At 39.0% G+C, this 15,810-nt stretch carries 19 protein-coding genes, 1 tRNA gene and 4 pseudogenes; 15 read left to right on the forward strand and 9 right to left on the reverse strand.

The genetic code is table 11. The features are described from left to right. Positions 1-388 precede the first annotated feature (388 nt). The 6 genes and pseudogenes from PKHYL_RS19140 to hisB form a co-directional block, all read right to left on the reverse strand. Positions 389-616, reverse strand: a complete 228-nt coding sequence (locus PKHYL_RS19140; RefSeq protein WP_442966168.1) for an AAA family ATPase — start codon at positions 614-616, stop codon at positions 389-391. 76 nt (positions 617-692) lie between these two features. Continuing rightward, positions 693-908: an AAA family ATPase gene (locus PKHYL_RS16615; protein ID WP_240365649.1), complete on the reverse strand. Its 216-nt coding sequence runs from the start codon at positions 906-908 to the stop codon at positions 693-695. Between the two features lie 325 nt (positions 909-1,233). Next, positions 1,234-2,163 (reverse strand): DJ-1/PfpI family protein, encoded by a 930-nt coding sequence (locus PKHYL_RS16620; protein ID WP_240365650.1) that lies wholly within the window; start codon positions 2,161-2,163, stop codon positions 1,234-1,236. A gap of 152 nt (positions 2,164-2,315) precedes the next feature. Then, on the reverse strand, positions 2,316-2,693 hold the full coding sequence (locus PKHYL_RS16625) for a hypothetical protein (RefSeq protein ID WP_025645257.1): 378 nt from the start codon (positions 2,691-2,693) through the stop codon (positions 2,316-2,318). Between the two features lie 170 nt (positions 2,694-2,863). Beyond that, positions 2,864-3,499, reverse strand: a complete 636-nt coding sequence (gene hisH / locus PKHYL_RS16630) for an imidazole glycerol phosphate synthase subunit HisH (RefSeq protein WP_093070311.1) — start codon at positions 3,497-3,499, stop codon at positions 2,864-2,866. A gap of 184 nt (positions 3,500-3,683) precedes the next feature. Next, positions 3,684-4,330: pseudogene (gene hisB, locus PKHYL_RS16635) on the reverse strand (imidazoleglycerol-phosphate dehydratase HisB). A gap of 393 nt (positions 4,331-4,723) precedes the next feature. Here hisB and PKHYL_RS16640 point away from each other — a divergent pair. The 4 genes and pseudogenes from PKHYL_RS16640 to PKHYL_RS16655 all read left to right on the forward strand — a co-directional run bounded on the left by PKHYL_RS16640 (position 4,724) and on the right by PKHYL_RS16655 (position 6,949). Further along, positions 4,724-5,074: a hypothetical protein gene (locus tag PKHYL_RS16640; RefSeq protein ID WP_240365651.1), complete on the forward strand. Its 351-nt coding sequence runs from the start codon at positions 4,724-4,726 to the stop codon at positions 5,072-5,074. Positions 5,075-5,266: 192 nt separating this feature from the next. Continuing rightward, positions 5,267-5,342: transfer RNA gene (locus PKHYL_RS16645), tRNA-Phe, on the forward strand. Positions 5,343-5,535: 193 nt separating this feature from the next. After that, positions 5,536-6,036 (forward strand): annotated as a pseudogene (locus PKHYL_RS16650) (DUF4385 domain-containing protein). A gap of 229 nt (positions 6,037-6,265) precedes the next feature. Next, positions 6,266-6,949: pseudogene (locus PKHYL_RS16655) on the forward strand (phosphoglycolate phosphatase). A 49-nt stretch (positions 6,950-6,998) separates the two neighbouring features. Here the strand turns inward: PKHYL_RS16655 and PKHYL_RS16660 are convergent. Then, a pseudogene (locus tag PKHYL_RS16660) lies at positions 6,999-7,444 on the reverse strand (ATP-binding protein); the annotation flags it as partial. Between the two features lie 140 nt (positions 7,445-7,584). Here PKHYL_RS16660 and PKHYL_RS16665 point away from each other — a divergent pair. The 11 genes from PKHYL_RS16665 to PKHYL_RS16710 all read left to right on the forward strand — a co-directional run bounded on the left by PKHYL_RS16665 (position 7,585) and on the right by PKHYL_RS16710 (position 14,650). Next, positions 7,585-8,034: a Tn7 transposase TnsA N-terminal domain-containing protein gene (locus tag PKHYL_RS16665; RefSeq protein WP_240365652.1), complete on the forward strand. Its 450-nt coding sequence runs from the start codon at positions 7,585-7,587 to the stop codon at positions 8,032-8,034. Between the two features lie 28 nt (positions 8,035-8,062). After that, positions 8,063-8,230 (forward strand): hypothetical protein, encoded by a 168-nt coding sequence (locus PKHYL_RS19145; protein ID WP_442966092.1) that lies wholly within the window; start codon positions 8,063-8,065, stop codon positions 8,228-8,230. Positions 8,231-8,615: 385 nt separating this feature from the next. Then, on the forward strand, positions 8,616-9,092 hold the full coding sequence (locus tag PKHYL_RS16670; protein ID WP_240365653.1) for a helix-turn-helix domain-containing protein: 477 nt from the start codon (positions 8,616-8,618) through the stop codon (positions 9,090-9,092). A 166-nt stretch (positions 9,093-9,258) separates the two neighbouring features. Then, on the forward strand, positions 9,259-9,582 hold the full coding sequence (locus PKHYL_RS16675; RefSeq protein ID WP_240365654.1) for a hypothetical protein: 324 nt from the start codon (positions 9,259-9,261) through the stop codon (positions 9,580-9,582). A gap of 179 nt (positions 9,583-9,761) precedes the next feature. Then, positions 9,762-10,178, forward strand: coding sequence for a Mu transposase C-terminal domain-containing protein (locus tag PKHYL_RS16680; RefSeq protein WP_240365655.1), 417 nt, complete (start codon positions 9,762-9,764; stop codon positions 10,176-10,178). 11 nt (positions 10,179-10,189) lie between these two features. Next, on the forward strand, positions 10,190-10,369 hold the full coding sequence (locus tag PKHYL_RS16685) for a hypothetical protein (protein WP_240365656.1): 180 nt from the start codon (positions 10,190-10,192) through the stop codon (positions 10,367-10,369). Beyond that, a complete protein-coding gene (locus PKHYL_RS16690) occupies positions 10,369-11,319 on the forward strand; it encodes a TniB family NTP-binding protein (RefSeq protein ID WP_240365657.1) in 951 nt (316 codons plus the stop codon). Before PKHYL_RS16685 ends, PKHYL_RS16690 begins: the two co-directional genes overlap by 1 nt. Beyond that, the gene (locus PKHYL_RS16695; protein ID WP_240365658.1) at positions 11,294-12,004 is read left to right on the forward strand and encodes a TniQ family protein; all 711 of its coding nucleotides are present in this window, start codon (positions 11,294-11,296) and stop codon (positions 12,002-12,004) included. Before PKHYL_RS16690 ends, PKHYL_RS16695 begins: the two co-directional genes overlap by 26 nt. A 604-nt stretch (positions 12,005-12,608) precedes the next feature. Further along, complete coding sequence (locus PKHYL_RS16700; RefSeq protein WP_240365659.1) at positions 12,609-13,259, forward strand: hypothetical protein; 651 nt, start codon at positions 12,609-12,611, stop codon at positions 13,257-13,259. Positions 13,260-13,505: 246 nt separating this feature from the next. Further along, positions 13,506-13,781 (forward strand): excalibur calcium-binding domain-containing protein, encoded by a 276-nt coding sequence (locus tag PKHYL_RS16705; RefSeq protein WP_240365660.1) that lies wholly within the window; start codon positions 13,506-13,508, stop codon positions 13,779-13,781. A 2-nt stretch (positions 13,782-13,783) separates the two neighbouring features. Beyond that, on the forward strand, positions 13,784-14,650 hold the full coding sequence (locus PKHYL_RS16710; protein WP_240365661.1) for a thermonuclease family protein: 867 nt from the start codon (positions 13,784-13,786) through the stop codon (positions 14,648-14,650). Positions 14,651-14,776: 126 nt separating this feature from the next. Here PKHYL_RS16710 and PKHYL_RS16715 read toward each other — a convergent pair whose 3' ends face one another. Both PKHYL_RS16715 and PKHYL_RS16720 read right to left on the reverse strand, forming a co-directional pair. After that, a complete protein-coding gene (locus PKHYL_RS16715; RefSeq protein WP_240365662.1) occupies positions 14,777-15,013 on the reverse strand; it encodes a hypothetical protein in 237 nt (78 codons plus the stop codon). 34 nt (positions 15,014-15,047) lie between these two features. Then, complete coding sequence (locus PKHYL_RS16720) at positions 15,048-15,692, reverse strand: hypothetical protein (protein ID WP_240365663.1); 645 nt, start codon at positions 15,690-15,692, stop codon at positions 15,048-15,050. Positions 15,693-15,810 lie beyond the last annotated feature (118 nt).

The raw sequence follows: 15,810 nt of genomic DNA on the forward strand, positions 1-15,810 counted from the left end.
TCAAAATATATTTATGAATTGCAAGACACTGCTAATGTATTCTAAGACTAATTAGTTAAAAAAACTTCAAATTTATCACTTTTGATTATATCTATCATTTTCTTAGTAGATTCGTGGATTTCTTCTTCTGTATAAGGTTGATTGTACGTATTCTCTGGATGGTGAATACTGTGCCTTATATAAGACATAAGAGTAAGAAGATTCGTACTAGTATTGCCATTGCCATTATCTCTTATCCAGCTTTTACTTTTTTCTACACTGTGCTCTTCATGTAACCAGCTATCTAGTTTTTTAGAGTTATTTTTATTAGTGATAGAAGAGATATATCCATAAAGTTCATTATGAAAATCAGTTGAGCATATTTCGTAAGTAAAATAGTTTATTTCGGCTAATGTAGGCGAAAAGAAAAAGTTCTCATTGTTTCAACCGCGATTGCATGGGCTGATTGATTAACCTTCTTAGTCATGTACGTGCAGATATCATCACTAGCAAAATGTTTTAAAAGAAAAGGGGAATGAGTAGTAATAAAAACCTGTTGGTGCCTTGAAATTGTGATTATAGATTCAATTAAAGTTTTTTGAGCTCTAGGGTGAAGAGAAATCTCAGGTTCATCAATAAAGAAGAATAAAGGTTTTTCAAATCTGAATTGCTTGGATGTTTAATTAAAAAATCAGCATATACTTTCATTACAGCTAGTGCGAATGCTCTCTGCACTCCGCTACCTTTTTGTAATCATCAATAGTTTTATCTTTTGAAACACCAGACCTTAAAAAATCTATCGCCTTAAAAACTGTAGTTTTACCTGTGTTATTCTCTCCAACTAAGCATACGACCGGCTTATTAGTATCAAAAACAATTGTCTCTGCAAAAGCTTTAAAGTTTTCTAAAATTAGCTTGCTAATTTTCATACTCATCCTTGGGTAATATTTTTACGAATTATCATAAGTTTAGAAAAGTTAAATTTTACGTAAAATATACACAACTACTGAAAATAAGTCTATATTTTTGTTTCTTCGACTGAAAACCGTTGTCCATTTGTTCAAAACATAAGTTTAAAAAGGTGGTAGCTAGGTGTTAACAGGGTTATACAAACTCTGACTGATGACATCCATGTGATTGGTGAAGTGGTGCGTGAGCTTTATGATGAAGCTAAGTAAAACCATCTCTTTTTGAATGTAAAAAACGGACTAATAAATAGTCCGTTTTTTTATATAATGACTTTATGAAAACGATCTAACCAAACTCTTTTAGTAAAGCTTTAGCACTCATTTTACCAAAGTCATTTGCCGCGAGTGGCCCATCGCCTGAGATAAGCTTTCTATCTTGATGCGTTTGTCCTGAGACCAGTTTATTATCAATAGTAACGCCTAAATCTTCTAACTTTTTACCAAAGTACCATGGCATCGTACCAGGCAGATAGCCAATTTTTGGCATTTGCTTATCCATGACAGTGGGGAACGCGACCATCTTATAACCTTTAAAAATAAAGTCACGCTTGGAATTGTCTTCATCAGAACTGTCAGGACTATTAAGGTCAGCCGCCAATAACGCTGCAGGCCCGTGACAAATCGCTAAGGTAAAGAGATCATTATCGTGTCCCCAACGTAGCAATGCACCGAGGTTCTTGTCCTCAGGCAAGCCTAGCATCGCGCCATGACCACCCGGGATAAAAATCGCTGCATAGTCGTCGCTATTGGCCATGTCATTTTTGACAAAGTCAGCGATACTATTGGGATTGTTAAACTTGGACTCGTACTCACTATAGATTTGTTTAACGTCGTCATCGTCCTCTGGCATCGCCCACTGCTCGACCTTGACCGCCTCGCCTGTTGGCGTAAACACATCGACATCAAAGCCTGCTTTTTTAAAATGTAATAACGGCACCATCATCTCCACCGGATGATTACCGGTATCAAATTTATTGCCGTTCTCCATAGTCATGTACTGCTCTTCGGTACAGACCATCATGATTTTCTTATCGCCCTTATAGGGATTATCGTAATTAGTATGATCGTAGTTGGTTTTATTCGGCGCAGCTATCTTTAGCGATGATGTTGAGGGAATATAAATGCCTGCTTCAGTTTCTTGCGGCTCTAAGCCTAGAGTATTTTTGGCGTTGTCTAAGGTGTCTTTGGCTTTATCTAATAGATCTTGCATATTCATAGTGGCTTCCTTTTTTATGATTTATATTTATTGAGTAGCTATTTATTAAGTAGCTAGAAATGATCAATCTAAGGTAACAAATGAAGACAGCATTAAATAGATGAGAATTTTTATGTTTCGTAAGCTTTGTAAAGCAGGATTGAAAAACTGTTTTAACGGGTTTTCTTTAGTAGCTTACTTGGTGAGCTGCTCGCTTGAAAAATCCTTGTCCACTTATTTAGAGCAAACAGCACGAAAGGCAGCAGGCAGGTATTAATGAGATCATGAATACTTGCTTTGATATCTGTACCTTTTAGAGCCAGAAGGCCTTTTGGCACGATGATGTGACGATTGTCGAAATATTCACCTAGCAGTGCTACGCTAATGACGACTAATAGTGCTAAAAAGGCTCTGATAGTCTGATTCTTAATGATAGGGCGTAAGATAAACATGCTGAGCAGATAGACGCCGACGCCGACGTAAATGTGTAACGCATCTTTGGCAAGGCCAGTTGTTTCAACAACGTTTATTTTAAAGGTGTTAAAGTCCACTAGAGTATTCCAAATATAAGCGAGCAGAAAATGATTGAGCGTATCACTAAACAATAATAACTAAAAATTGATAGTTAAGAATGACAATAGTGGAGAATAAAAAGGCAGACTATACAAGCGATAACCTACCCTATTCTGAAGCAAATGTGCAATTTACGTTTACTGCCTATCTACACATTCCACTCGACAAAATTCTTTAGCAGTTGCAAGCCAGCGGTATGGCTCTTTTCTGGATGGAACTGGGTGGCAAATAGATTGTCTTTGATGATACTGGCACAAAACGGCTGGCCATAATCACAGATAGCGGCGACTTGAGAGTTATCGTTAGGTGCGCAGTAGTAGCTGTGCACAAAGTAAAAGTGCGCGTTGTCCTCGATACCGTGCCAAAGCGGATGGTCAAAATCCATACCACTAATCGTATTCCAGCCCATATGTGGTACTTTTATCGTTGCGCCTTGTTTGTCTTTCCACGTAGGGTCAAACGCTTCTACCGTACCGTTTAAGATGCCAAGGCAGTCTGTACCTCCATTTTCAGCCGATTGCTCAAATAACGCTTGCATCCCCACACAGATGGCCATCACGGGTTTGTTAAACACTGCATCGCGTACCACGTCATCAATGCCTGCCTCATGCATACCAGCGATACAATCACGCATCGCGCCAACACCAGGGAAGACAATTTTATCTGCTGCCGCGACAACTTTTGGAGCATTGGTGATAGAGACATCTGCCCCGACTACCGACAAGGCTTTGCCAGCTGAATGCAAATTGCCCATACCATAATCTAATAGCGCTACTTTGGTCATCAATTGGTTCTCGTTTTTAAATATTTTGACTACTATACTATTTATACTATTTTGTATACTATTTTCTGTTCCTAAGGTGTAGATAAGGTTTTGCTACAAGGAAGTTAAGCGCAGGCTGTACAACCAGTACGCCAAACTTAACTGACCCTCTTGAGTAACCTTGTAGAACAGCCTTAAATGCGTCTTAGAAAGCCTCTTTGGTCGATGGCAAGGTATTCAGCGCACGCTCATCATATTCGCAGGCCATACGCAGCGCACGAGCAAAGGCTTTAAAGGTTGATTCAATCTGGTGATGGCTGTTTTTACCTTTGAGATTATCCAAGTGCACCGTCATCCACGAGTGATTGACGAACCCATAAAAGAACTCACTGAATAGGTCAACATCGAAGCGGCCAACGTGCGAGCGCGTAAACGGAATATCCATATGCAGCCCTGGACGCCCTGATAAATCCACCACAGCGCGTGTCAACGACTCATCTAATGGCGCATAAAAGTGCCCATAACGACGGATGCCTTTTTATCGCCCAACGCTTTGTTAAATGCTTGACCAAGGGTAATACCGGTGTCTTCAACGCTATGATGGTCATCAATAAAGGTGTCACCGTTGCACTTGATATCCAAGTCAAACAAACCATGACGCTTAATCTGATCGATCATATGATCCAAAAATGGTACGCCCGTGTCTACCACGCCTTTGCCTGTACCATCGAGGTTGATGGTACAAGTGATTTGAGTTTCGGCAGTGATACGCTCAACGGTCGCGATGCGCTCAGGGCGACCGTATAAATTTAGGTTTGTTGCTTGATTTTGCTCAGTTGCATTGGCTGTCATGGCTATTCTCTATCGGTTTTATCAGTGAAAAGCGGTCAATTATAAATAGGGTAAAACATCGCCCATTGCTGTCTGTTACATTGAGGCTAGCGCTGCCATCAGCGCCCACAAAAATGTATGAAAAGTGATATATACAAAGATATCAATATATTAGGGTTGATGTGTATCACATATGATTTAGCCTCATCATAGCAAACCCTAACATTTACTGCCACGACCAAGCACCAAACCACGCACAAATTTACGTCATTCTGCTAAAATAGTGTGTTTAGTATTATCAATCATGACTGGCGCGAACGTTGACAGTCTCACCTTTATGGCACTACTCTCTATGACATAGTGCGGTGTAATACTGACTTTATACTATAAAACCCTCTGTTTATAGGAACTGCTATGCCTTTAGAAGCGATCGCTATTAATAGCTTGGATGCGCCACTTATCAAAAAACCTGCTCGCGATAATGAGCTAGCAGAACGCTTGCAGGCATTGTACGATAGTGATGATGCGCAGCCTGATGGTGCTGAGGTGTTAAGCATAGTGGCGCAAGGATTCAAACGCGGGCAATACCTCTATGTTGGTATGTTCAATGATAAGCCTATCGCTGCGGTTGCCTGTTTTGATGATGGACAGACCGATGCCAAGCGTTTGCAATATCTGACGGTACATCCAGAGAACCGTAAACGCGCCATCGATGCCAAATTTATTAAACTGGTCTATGATGCCGAGGTCAAAAGGCGTGCGTGAATTTGTCCCTGCGGATGCAGATATTCACCGAATTATGAGCGAGTACGAACTCCTGCGCGTAAAAGACTAAATATAGAGTAAATAGGGTTTATTTCGCCAATATTTGTTTATTTATCGACTTTTATGAGATATAACGCAAAAATCACTTGACAGCCGAGCCTATATTTAGTTTAATAGCGCCTCAACGAAGACGGCTCGATAGCTCAGTCGGTAGAGCAACGGATTGAAAATCCGTGTGTCGGCAGTTCGATCCTGCCTCGAGCCACCATTCGTTAATAGATTCTAAAAGCCCCGAACAGCAATGTTTGGGGCTTTTTTTATGTCTGTTATTTATACTCATCGCTCGCTTTACTCACGGTTGTATAACATTTTTGTGCTTTTTTCTACACCGCTTGGCTCAGTATACTCAGTAACTATGAATGAATAGATACCCATCATAGTACAGAGCCTAGGTGGCAGATATGAGAGAATTTGATTACGACTTGGATTATAAAAATCTTGATCTGCGCGCGCATCCTGAGTTATACCGCGTCGGGCGCGGTGAGCAAGGCGTATTACTTGTAGAGCCTTACAAGTCTGAAATCCTCCCGCATTGGCGTTTTGCCACGCCTGATATCGCCCGCGAGAGCAGTGAAACCATTTATCAGATGTTTTTAGATTATTTAGCAGATGATGACTTCGTTGGCGCGGATATGGCACGTAAGTTCATCCAAATGGGTTACACTCGTGCTCGCCGCTATGCCAATCACAAGGGCGGTAAAAAAATATAAAGGGCCAGTACCTGATGACAAAAAGGCCAAAGCGGCGCCCATGGTCGCGAAGAGTTACCACGACAAGCCGAAGACCCGATCAAGGCAGAATCGGCGCGTATTTTTAAGCAAAAATGGGACCAGTGTCGTGAGAACGAAGATTATCTAAGAATGAAAAAGAACACCGCGCGCGTTATAGTTGATCCAATTTAAGAGTGGTACAAGGCAACCGAGTGCAGATGTATACGTCATACTTCAAGCGAGGTTAACGCTGTAACGCTTTTAGTGGATTGACTATATAAAGATGTCGAGTAACTGCTAATGCTCATAAACTTGAGAATATAACAACACTAAATTGACCAGTCTTAAAATACTACCGTGCTAAGGTATAACACGGAATATCTAATACAATAAATATAATGACTTTCAATAGTGAGGAACAATGAATAAGCAACTTTTAATTTTTGATTTTTGATGGCACACTCATTGATAGCGTGCCTGATTTGGCCGATGCCACCAATGCAATGCTGACCACGCTTGGTAAAGACACCTACCCAATTGAGACGATACGCAATTGGATAGGCAATGGTTCACGAATGCTTGTAGAGCGTGCTTTGGTCGGTGATATCACTGTCCCAGAGGGCGCACTGACCAAAGCCGAGGCCGATCACGCGGAGCAAATATTTTTGAGGCATATACTAAGATTGGTGGTAGCAAAACCGTTGCTTATCCCGATGTCGATAGTGGCCTTAAACAACTTCACGCGGCTGGCTACACGCTCGCTCTAGTCACTAACAAACCCATTCGTTTTGTCCCCAAAATATTAGAATCATTCGGCTGGCAAGATCTGTTTAGTGAAGTGATGGGCGGCGACAGTCTATCCACCAAAAAGCCAGATCCAGCGCCCCTACTGCATGTCTGTACTCAATTGGGGATTACTCCTGACCAAGCGATTATGATTGGCGATTCTAGAAACGACATCTTGGCGGGTCAAAACGCCAATATGGACACGCTTGGACTATCCTATGGCTATAACTACGGGCAAGACATTCGTGAACTCGGCCCAACCGAGGCGTTTGATCATTTTACGGATTTGGTTACTTGGATTATGAAAGATAACATCTAACCCATAAAAGCCTCTATCAAACGGATGTGATAGTTGGCTCAAACGAAGACTACTCCTTACTACGATAGCTGAGCGCCTCTGACACATGGGCGCTGTTAATATCTGTACTGTTGGCCAAGTCCGCGATAGTACGCGCGACTCGTAACACCGATGGTAGCCGCGTGCGGATAAATTCAAGCGCTGCTGAGCAAGTTGCAATAGTTGTTTTTCGCTGTCGCCTAATTTGATATATTCATCGATTTCGCTCGGGCTTAGCTCATTATTGACTTTTTGTTGTCGTTTTAATTGATGCTGATGCGCGGCTGCTACTCGCTCGCGTACTTGTTTGGATGTTTCCCCTGCCTGCGCGCTTTGTAAGTCAGCAATCTGCAATGCTGGTACGGTAATATGCAAATCAATACGATCTAATAGTGGCCCTGAGAGTTTGTCTTGATAGCGTTTGATTTGCTCAGGTCGACAGCGGCAGCGCCCTGAGGTATCGCCATCATAACCACACGTGTAATAATCCCAAATTACTGGCACAATACCCTTCAATATCATCTCTTTTCTATTCCAATACCTACCAATTAAATGGCAAATATATACCAAATAGCTGTCATAAATTTCAATAAATGCTAAATAAGCGACAAATTATTATGAAACAAATGCGCAAAATAAAACCGACTAGAATGAGCGTATCAGGAAGAATTCCATATAAAGGTGAATCATTACCTTATGAATCAACTTTAGAGCGCGATTTAATTATAGTCCATGCCTTTCGAGAAGATGTAGAGGATATAGTTGCTCAACCAATTACTATACCTTTCGTCAAGAATGGCATTACTTATAAGTATACCCCTGACTTTTTTATCAAGTTCGCAGAAGATGTTGATAAGCCAAATATGATTATTGAGGTTAAACCACATGATCTATGGCAAGCGCACTGGAGAGACTGGTCGGATAAGTGGAAGACGATGCAGCGCTATTGTAAAAACAATGGTTATGTATTTCATATCTATGACGAGAGTCGTATTAAGAATACAGCTTTAGATAATATCAATCTCTTAATGAGGTTCAAAAACTCTGCAATCGAAGAAGAGGGATAAGGAAGCGGTTTTAGAGCAGGTTATGCTTATGGGTACAACCACCATAGATTACCTATTAACCCGTTTTTACACAGGCTCTTGCTTGCGCAATCACGGATTACGAGTAATTTATCATTTACTTGCCACTAAACGATTAAAATTTAATTTATTCCTTGAAATTAATGACTTAACAGAGGTATGGGTGGATTATGAATAATAGTAGAATTGTAGACACTAATTCATCTATCTTTGACAGGCATTTAGATGATTTTCAAAAATTAGGTATTGATGTAGATACAATAAATGAGTCAATATCAACAACGAAAGGGTATGGTTTCATGATTGACCATGATGATGAGGGGTTTAGATAGGTTTGAGATCAGGCGTGGACGTATTGATTTGCGTAAAGGGAAAACCTATCTAAATAAGTCTGATAATAAACACTATGAGCTAGTCGAGTACTTAAACGAGAGTACAGAGGTCGTAGTTCGTAGTGTTGAAACGGGTAAAACCAGTATTGTTAACATACAAAGTTTGTTAAATATTAAAGATCAGAATAATGATCATATCAATGTTGATATTAGTGCTATTGGCGATGAAGAGTGGCAAAAGCACAGTCTAAGTTTGAGGCAATCAAACCTATTATCAATACTGAGCATAGCTATAACCATCGAAAATTAATTATGGAACGCTCAAAGGAGATCAATGTCTCAATTCGTTCATTATATCGCTGGATTAAGCAGTATCAAGCTGTTGGTTCTATTGCAGGGCTGGTAGAGAAAAAACGGGGTTGGAAAGAAGGTGACTCACGTTTAACCAAGGCTCAGGACGATGTTATTCAAAGAGCCATAAAAGCATTCTATTTAACGAAACAAAGGGCTAGTTTAGAGCAGACTTATCGTGAAGTTTTTCGTCTTTGTTCTATGGAGAAAATCGATAAACCAAGTAAAAAAGCTATCAAATTACGTATTGATCAAATTTCAGAGTATGAACAGCTTAAAAAGCGTGGACAAATAGAGCAAGCTAGGAAAAATTCAAACCCACGCCCCATTCCTTTCCTAACGCAGATTACCCATTGAGCGTGATTCAAATAGACCATACACCTGTTGATTTAATGCTAGTCGATAACGAACACCGAAAATCTATTGGTAGACCATATTTAACACTGGCTATCGATGTCTATAGCCGAATGATTACAGGATATTATTTGTCTTTAGATCCACCGTCAGCAACCTCCGTTGCAATGTGTGTTGCAAGAAGTATCTTACAAAAGAGAGTCTTTTACTTGAGCATGGTATTGACCATACAGAATGGCAAGTGTATGGCTATCCACAAAAAATACACGTCGATAATGGTGCCGACTTTCGATCAAACACTCTGGCTCGTTCGTGTGAGATTCACGGGATTAACCTTGAATTTAGACCAGTAGCAAGACCTCAATTTGGTGGGCATATTGAACGTCTCATTGGTACTTTTATGAAAGAGGTTCATGGCATCAATGGTACGACATTTTCTAATATCAAGGAAAAAGACAATTATGACTCTGAAAAGAAGCGACACTTACCTTAGATGAGTTTGAGGTTTGGCTTCTTACCTTTATAACAAAGGTTTATCACAAGCGAATTCATAGCACTTTAGGGCGAAGTCCTACGGAACAATGGTATCTAGGTATTCATGGTGATGGTGAAAGCATTGGTACAGGCTTACCATCATTACCAGAAGATTCAAAAACCTTACTGTTAGACTTCATGCCAAGTTTTGAGCGAACTATTCAGCATTTTGGTGTAACTATCGACTCCTTACGCTATTACGATCCCTGCTTAAATATTTTTATTAATGCCAAAAATAAAGATGGAAGTAAGAAACACTTTTTATTTAGACGCGATCCAAGAGACATTAGTAAAATTTGGTTCTACGATCCAAGTTTACATCAGTATTTCACCGTCCCCTTTGCTAACCAGCAGCTACCAAGTATGAGTCTATGGGAATACAGAAAAATTCGGAAGCAAATTGCTGATAAAGGAAATGAGTATATAAATGAACATCAAATCTATGAAGCTTTGACCGAGATGCGAGACTTAATCGAAGATTCTTCTAAAAAAACAAAGTCTGCTCGTAGACAAGCGCAACTTCAAAAACACATGCTAAAAGTCAAACTATCGTAGCCAAAACAATAATGGCGAGTAAAAGAAACAATGCCAATACTGCTAGTGATCTAGAGCCGACTAACAGTGATGATATTCAAACAAACTTGCAGCCATCAATAGAGGCTTCTAAAAAATCTGAAAAGAGTGTCGTTGAGCAAAATGGTCTACTTCTAGATACGACTGATTTTGATTTTGGAGATATTGAATAATGAATGAAATTACCGCTGATAACAATGAGTCTTACCTTCATGTATATAAAGATTTTCGTCATCTTGTAGAATATCCTGATGATGATCGATTAGATTTTATTAATGAAGTCCGTTGGGTCAATTATGAGGTAGCAGACAATATAATTTTAGAGCTAAATGGGCTTTTAAGGTTTCCAAAAAGACTAAGAATGCCGAACCTGCTAATAGTCGGTGATTCGAATAACGGAAAAACCAGTATTGCTCATCGTTTTTTTAGAAAGCACGGTATGCCAGTGGAAGAGAACGGCATTTTAGTCAAGCCTGTTATTTTTGCAAATGCACCTTCAAGCACTAATGAAAAAGACCTCTATATGTCTATTCTAGAGGCACTTCATATGCCCTATAGAACGAAAGATTCAGCATCTTCATTGCTCTATCAAGTGCTTCATTTATGCCGCGAGTATCAAGTCAAGATGATCATGGTTGATGAGCTTCACTCATTACTTACAGGTACACCAAGACAGCAACGTCAGGTAATGAATGCTTTGAAGACATTATGTAATGAATTACAGATACCGATTGTCGGTATTGGAACACAGGATGCAAAACGTGTACTACATACTGATCCTCAACACGCTAGTCGATTCGACATTGTAGAAGTCCCTCTTTGGAAATTAGATAAAAAGTTTCAAGAACTACTTTTTCGACTCGAAAGCGTCTTTCCGCTTAAAAAGCCATCTGAGTTACATCAACCGAAAACTGCTGCTCTTATTCATGCTGTTTCAAAAGGAAATTTAGGCAATGTTCATAGGCTTCTATCAGTTTGTGCCAAAGATGCCATCCTTAGCGGTACAGAACAAATTACCGAAGATATTCTAACTAAAAACAAAGATATTCGTCCAACCGAAGGGACTCAGGTGATGGTTAGCGTAAAACCATTACCCGTTGCTACGCCCTCTTTTAGATGGTGAAAGCATAAACTCATGGTTAATACGGGCATCTTTAAATCAAGGCTGTGACCTTTCTACAATTCTTTTTTATCACTGGTCTAAATACAATTTGCGTCATCATGATTTTGATAAAGGCTTTAATCATATTGATAAGCAAATACATCAGGACATGGCAGTGCTTGCTCAAACTAATATTGAATTCTTTGATAATAGAAGCTTAATACAGCTCAACGAAGATATTGGGTTAGAGTATCGATCAAATATTAGTCTTACTTGGGTATTACCTATTCCCAAGTTTCATTCTAAAACTATGGTAGGTCATCAATATTGTGCCCAATGTATGCAAGAGGACAAAAATGCATATTTGAGATTAAAATGGCGATTTAGTTGGATTGTTTACTGTGAACAGCACTTAAAACCACTACAAAATTCGTGTTCTAGCTGTGAATTGCCGTATCAACCACATCTGATTAAAGCAAATCATCGATTTATCAATAGATGTCCTCATTGCCGAGAAAAACTAAGTGCTGAAAAAGTAAATCAAGTTCTATGCGCAGATACTTATGAGTTTCAATTACAGGCTGAACGAGTATTGAGCACCAATCAAGCAGTGATTTTTGGGCATTCAATAACCTCCGGTGACTGGTTTGAGCTGATATTATTTTTTATCAACCTCATAAGAAAGAGTACTTTAGAAAAGATTTAATTTATAAAAACCTAATAGAAACCCTTAATATAGGTATTGACGGTTTTGAGCTAAGTAAAACTAGAACAGGGCTGAAATTTGACTACTTACCCTATGAAGAAAGAGTAATGCTTATGGCCTACGCTAACCGAATGCTCAAAATCACATTTGATAACTGGCTATTGGCCTGTAGGAAAAATAATTTAACGCAAAATAGCTTTCGGTTGGGTAAGCGACCTGTCATACCACAAGCTTTTTGCCCATTTACAATGAGCTTCCTCCAGCTGTAAAGCGTCGAATTAAAGGAAGTAGAATATCTGCTAAACCTAAGTCAGCAAAAGCGGTTAATACTTCTTGGGAAAGAATGCAGATAAGGATTGAGAAGTTGAAAATATATGACAAAGCGAAACCTAACAAGAGAACCAGAAGAGCTACTAAGTCATAATCTTTATCGAAGCTACACTGATTTTAGTGCGTTCCTTAGTAGTCGAACTGGCAAAAGAAACTTCGTTGCCCCTGCGTACAGATTTCTTGAGTTTTTCAAGGAGTGCGATTTACAATGGGGCAAGATACCATCCTATGAGAGTATAACTTACACCTTTGATAATCATTTTATCCAAAAAATATGCCCGTACTTGGATGGCTTTTAAAAACTCATCAAATCTGTGTCGATGACACAACAGAACAAATTATTATTTCACAAGCGGCTATCCAAGAGATGTTCGTAGCCTTCGATGATGACCCGCCATGCATATTGCAAGAATATTTGTATTTTTTGAATGAAAGACAGAAGCGCCGTCAAAGCAAACCAAGCTCTGTTAGAACGACTTTTCAACCTATGATTAGTTTATACTACTACTATGGTTTACACGGCTCACAAACGCCTTCACAAGCTCAAATAGATAGGTATTTGATTATGAATAAAGGTCAAATATCAGCTATGGTCTGTTTTGTTCAATACTTGAACAATCATTATCAACTTAATCTTGTTTGTAAACGGGTGTCTAAACAAGAACCTGTTAGACCAGCTTATAAAATAGTTGGAGATAAGGATCGACAAAAATTTGAAAGGCGATTTATAGCGCTAGCCATGCTAACCGACCCGTTAAACGATAAGGAAAAGATCCAATGGATCAACTATGGTATTAGGTATTTCCATCGATTTTTCGTCAGCATAAAAACGCTATCAGATGTGGATATCAAGCCATGTAAAGAGTACCAAAATCTAATGCTAGTTCAATACGACAATAAACAATTTGCATTACCTAAATTTTAGTTAACTTTCAATAACTTGAATATCAGAGATTACATAAAAATACTAATTCAATGTTCAAGACCAAAGTTTACATAAGATCTCTTGCATAAGTCATTGCTAGCCCTTGATACTCCGTTAACGAAGGTCAATAAAACGGTACTTTTGCAAGAGGTCTATATATAATATATTTTCTTATTGAACAAATATAGAGTTTCTAGTGTAGAGGATAATCCCTCTTCTCTAGAAATTTTTTAAAAGGATTTATTTATGAAAAGATTAATCTTAGCAACAGTAATATCTGTCTTTGCAATGTCGTCAAATGGCACTGTTACTACTACTGATAATCCGTTTTATAATGCCGCTGAGGTTAATCATCCTCTGTTTGCTAAGGATGATGGTGGCTCGCAATGTAAAGGTTTACCGCGTGTTTGTGGTCAGATGGTTAGTTGTGAACAGGCCAAGCAAGCGCTTAAATGCGGTAATACCAGATTAGACCGCGATAAAGATGGCGTACCTTGTGAATCTATCTGTCCGGGCGGTTAAATATGAACCTCTTTATTAAAGGTTTATGCTTAACTATCGCTGTTTCCTTGGTGGGATGCGGTGGTGGTTATGACGAGCTTCCCCCCAATCCTTCTGGCGTCATTGAAAGTAGCTCAGGATCTAATAATAGCGATAGTAATGGAGATGACGGTGATAACGCCATTAAGTGCTTTGATGCTAACGTTCTAAACACCACAGGTATTCGTGTTATTGATGGTGACACTGTTGAGGTCACTCCATTATCAGGGCAAAGTGAGCGTGTACGCCTATTAGGTATTGATGCACCTGAGTCGAAACAAGAATATGGAACTAAAAGCACCACAGAGTTATCTCAGTGCGTGAACAATGCTATTGTAACTATCGAGTGGACTGAACGCGATCGATACGATCGCTTGCTTGGTAAAGTGATTGCTAATAATATTGATTGCAATCTAAATCAGCTACAAAAAGGAGCTGCTTGGCATTATAAAGAGTATCAAAGCAGTCAGACACCTTACGACCGTATTGAATACGCTAACGCTGAAATTGTAGCTCGATTAAATGGACGAGGATTATGGTCAAACTTGTATCCTATCAAACCATCAGACTACCGTAGCGGTAAAAACAGCTCTGATCTTACATTCGATAATGAGCGACTACCATCGAAAGGAGTAAGCAAGTGTTATAGCAAACCAAGTGCAGACTCCTCTAGTGGTTCCGACCATATTATCCCAAATCCACCTAGTAATGCGATTTGTAGCAACTTCATTAAAAAAACTTGTAGCCAAATGTCATCTTGCGTGGAGGCCAAGCAGCAGCTTAGGTGTGGTAATACCACCATTGATGGTGATAAAGACGGTATCCCTTGTGAAGCGTTATGTTCAAATTAAAATACTTGTAGTCAACACGTTGAACACTCTACGGTTCTGATCAGCTTACTTACCACTATCTTTATACTAAAAACCAGAAACTAGAGTTTCTGGTTTTTTACGTTGTCACCGATTGTTTGCAAGCTTTTAAGCCTCAACTTCATTTTCGCTGAGAAGTCCTTTATCTATTAAGCTTTGTCTAAATCTAGCTGATGCTTTACTAGCTATATGGTCTGAAATACGCTCACGATTTTCATAAATATTACTGTACATCTCTTCTTCAGTCAATTTGTCCTGTCCAAGAAGAAATACATCTTTACTCTTTCTGACCGTATTGTAAGCGTTGCTATCAAACGCAAACGGGAATTCAGTTTTGTTTAACATGGTATATCTCCTTATTTGGAATAATTGCAGCAACTCACTGATCAAAGTAGTTTTGAAAGAAATGTTGATTAAGCTTATCTTCAAAGTAATGTTTTCGCTTTTTCCAAATAAAGCCATCGCCTTTACTGATAATTGCTACATCAATCGCACCACCAACACTTTCCAATGAAGACGTCGTTCGTCTTTTCAGGAATGTTAGATAGATCAAACTCTCTGCAAGTTCCGCTAAATCTTCCTTAGATAGAAATCTTAAAGCTTGTAAAGTTGGTTGTATATGGGAGTTATGTAGAACAGATTGTATATTATTCTGCATCGATACCATAATACTTTCTTTAAAATCTTGCTTTAAAGTCTCTAGAAGCTCCTCGTTAACCTCTCCCTCTGTATTCGCAATAATTATATCATTATAAGTATCTAAATTACTCGCTAATGATTTGTACAATGAATCATTGACGACGTTGTACAGCTCAGGATTTATGCCTTGAATAAAAGTATTCATTACATCAGTTTGTGCAAATGGTACAAGGTCGCAGTTATGTTCGTCACTAATTACGATATCGCCAGTAACACTGTAACGAAGGTTCCCACTGACTACACCATCTGTTTGGATAGAATATAGAGCTGGATATAACTGTTCATTACCGTAGCCTACAAAAACTAACCCCGTAAAACCTAACAAAAGTGATTAGATGATAGAATACTAATGAATAAATCAGCAATCTTTGCTCTTAATTCTTCAATATTATCTGAATGTAGTAGTAACGGAGTGCTATTTTTAAATACATCATCAATAATTT

Origin of the sequence: Psychrobacter sp. KH172YL61 (assembly GCF_007182895.1) — a bacterium.
GTDB classification, from domain to species: domain Bacteria; phylum Pseudomonadota; class Gammaproteobacteria; order Pseudomonadales; family Moraxellaceae; genus Psychrobacter; species Psychrobacter pacificensis.

Coding starts and splice junctions, on each gene's coding strand:
- PKHYL_RS16640 (WP_240365651.1), top strand. CDS start 4,724: ATGCCTTTAGAAGCGATCGCTATTAATAGCTTGGATGCGCCACTTATC.
- PKHYL_RS16620 (WP_240365650.1), bottom strand. CDS start 2,163: ATGAATATGCAAGATCTATTAGATAAAGCCAAAGACACCTTAGACAAC.
- PKHYL_RS16685 (WP_240365656.1), top strand. CDS start 10,190: ATGGCGAGTAAAAGAAACAATGCCAATACTGCTAGTGATCTAGAGCCG.
- PKHYL_RS16710 (WP_240365661.1), top strand. CDS start 13,784: ATGAACCTCTTTATTAAAGGTTTATGCTTAACTATCGCTGTTTCCTTG.
- hisH (WP_093070311.1), bottom strand. CDS start 3,499: ATGACCAAAGTAGCGCTATTAGATTATGGTATGGGCAATTTGCATTCA.
- PKHYL_RS16715 (WP_240365662.1), bottom strand. CDS start 15,013: ATGTTAAACAAAACTGAATTCCCGTTTGCGTTTGATAGCAACGCTTAC.
- PKHYL_RS16700 (WP_240365659.1), top strand. CDS start 12,609: ATGCCCGTACTTGGATGGCTTTTAAAAACTCATCAAATCTGTGTCGAT.
- PKHYL_RS16690 (WP_240365657.1), top strand. CDS start 10,369: ATGAATGAAATTACCGCTGATAACAATGAGTCTTACCTTCATGTATAT.
- PKHYL_RS16680 (WP_240365655.1), top strand. CDS start 9,762: ATGCCAAGTTTTGAGCGAACTATTCAGCATTTTGGTGTAACTATCGAC.
- PKHYL_RS16665 (WP_240365652.1), top strand. CDS start 7,585: ATGAAACAAATGCGCAAAATAAAACCGACTAGAATGAGCGTATCAGGA.
- PKHYL_RS19145 (WP_442966092.1), top strand. CDS start 8,063: ATGGGTACAACCACCATAGATTACCTATTAACCCGTTTTTACACAGGC.
- PKHYL_RS16705 (WP_240365660.1), top strand. CDS start 13,506: ATGAAAAGATTAATCTTAGCAACAGTAATATCTGTCTTTGCAATGTCG.
- PKHYL_RS16615 (WP_240365649.1), bottom strand. CDS start 908: ATGAAAATTAGCAAGCTAATTTTAGAAAACTTTAAAGCTTTTGCAGAG.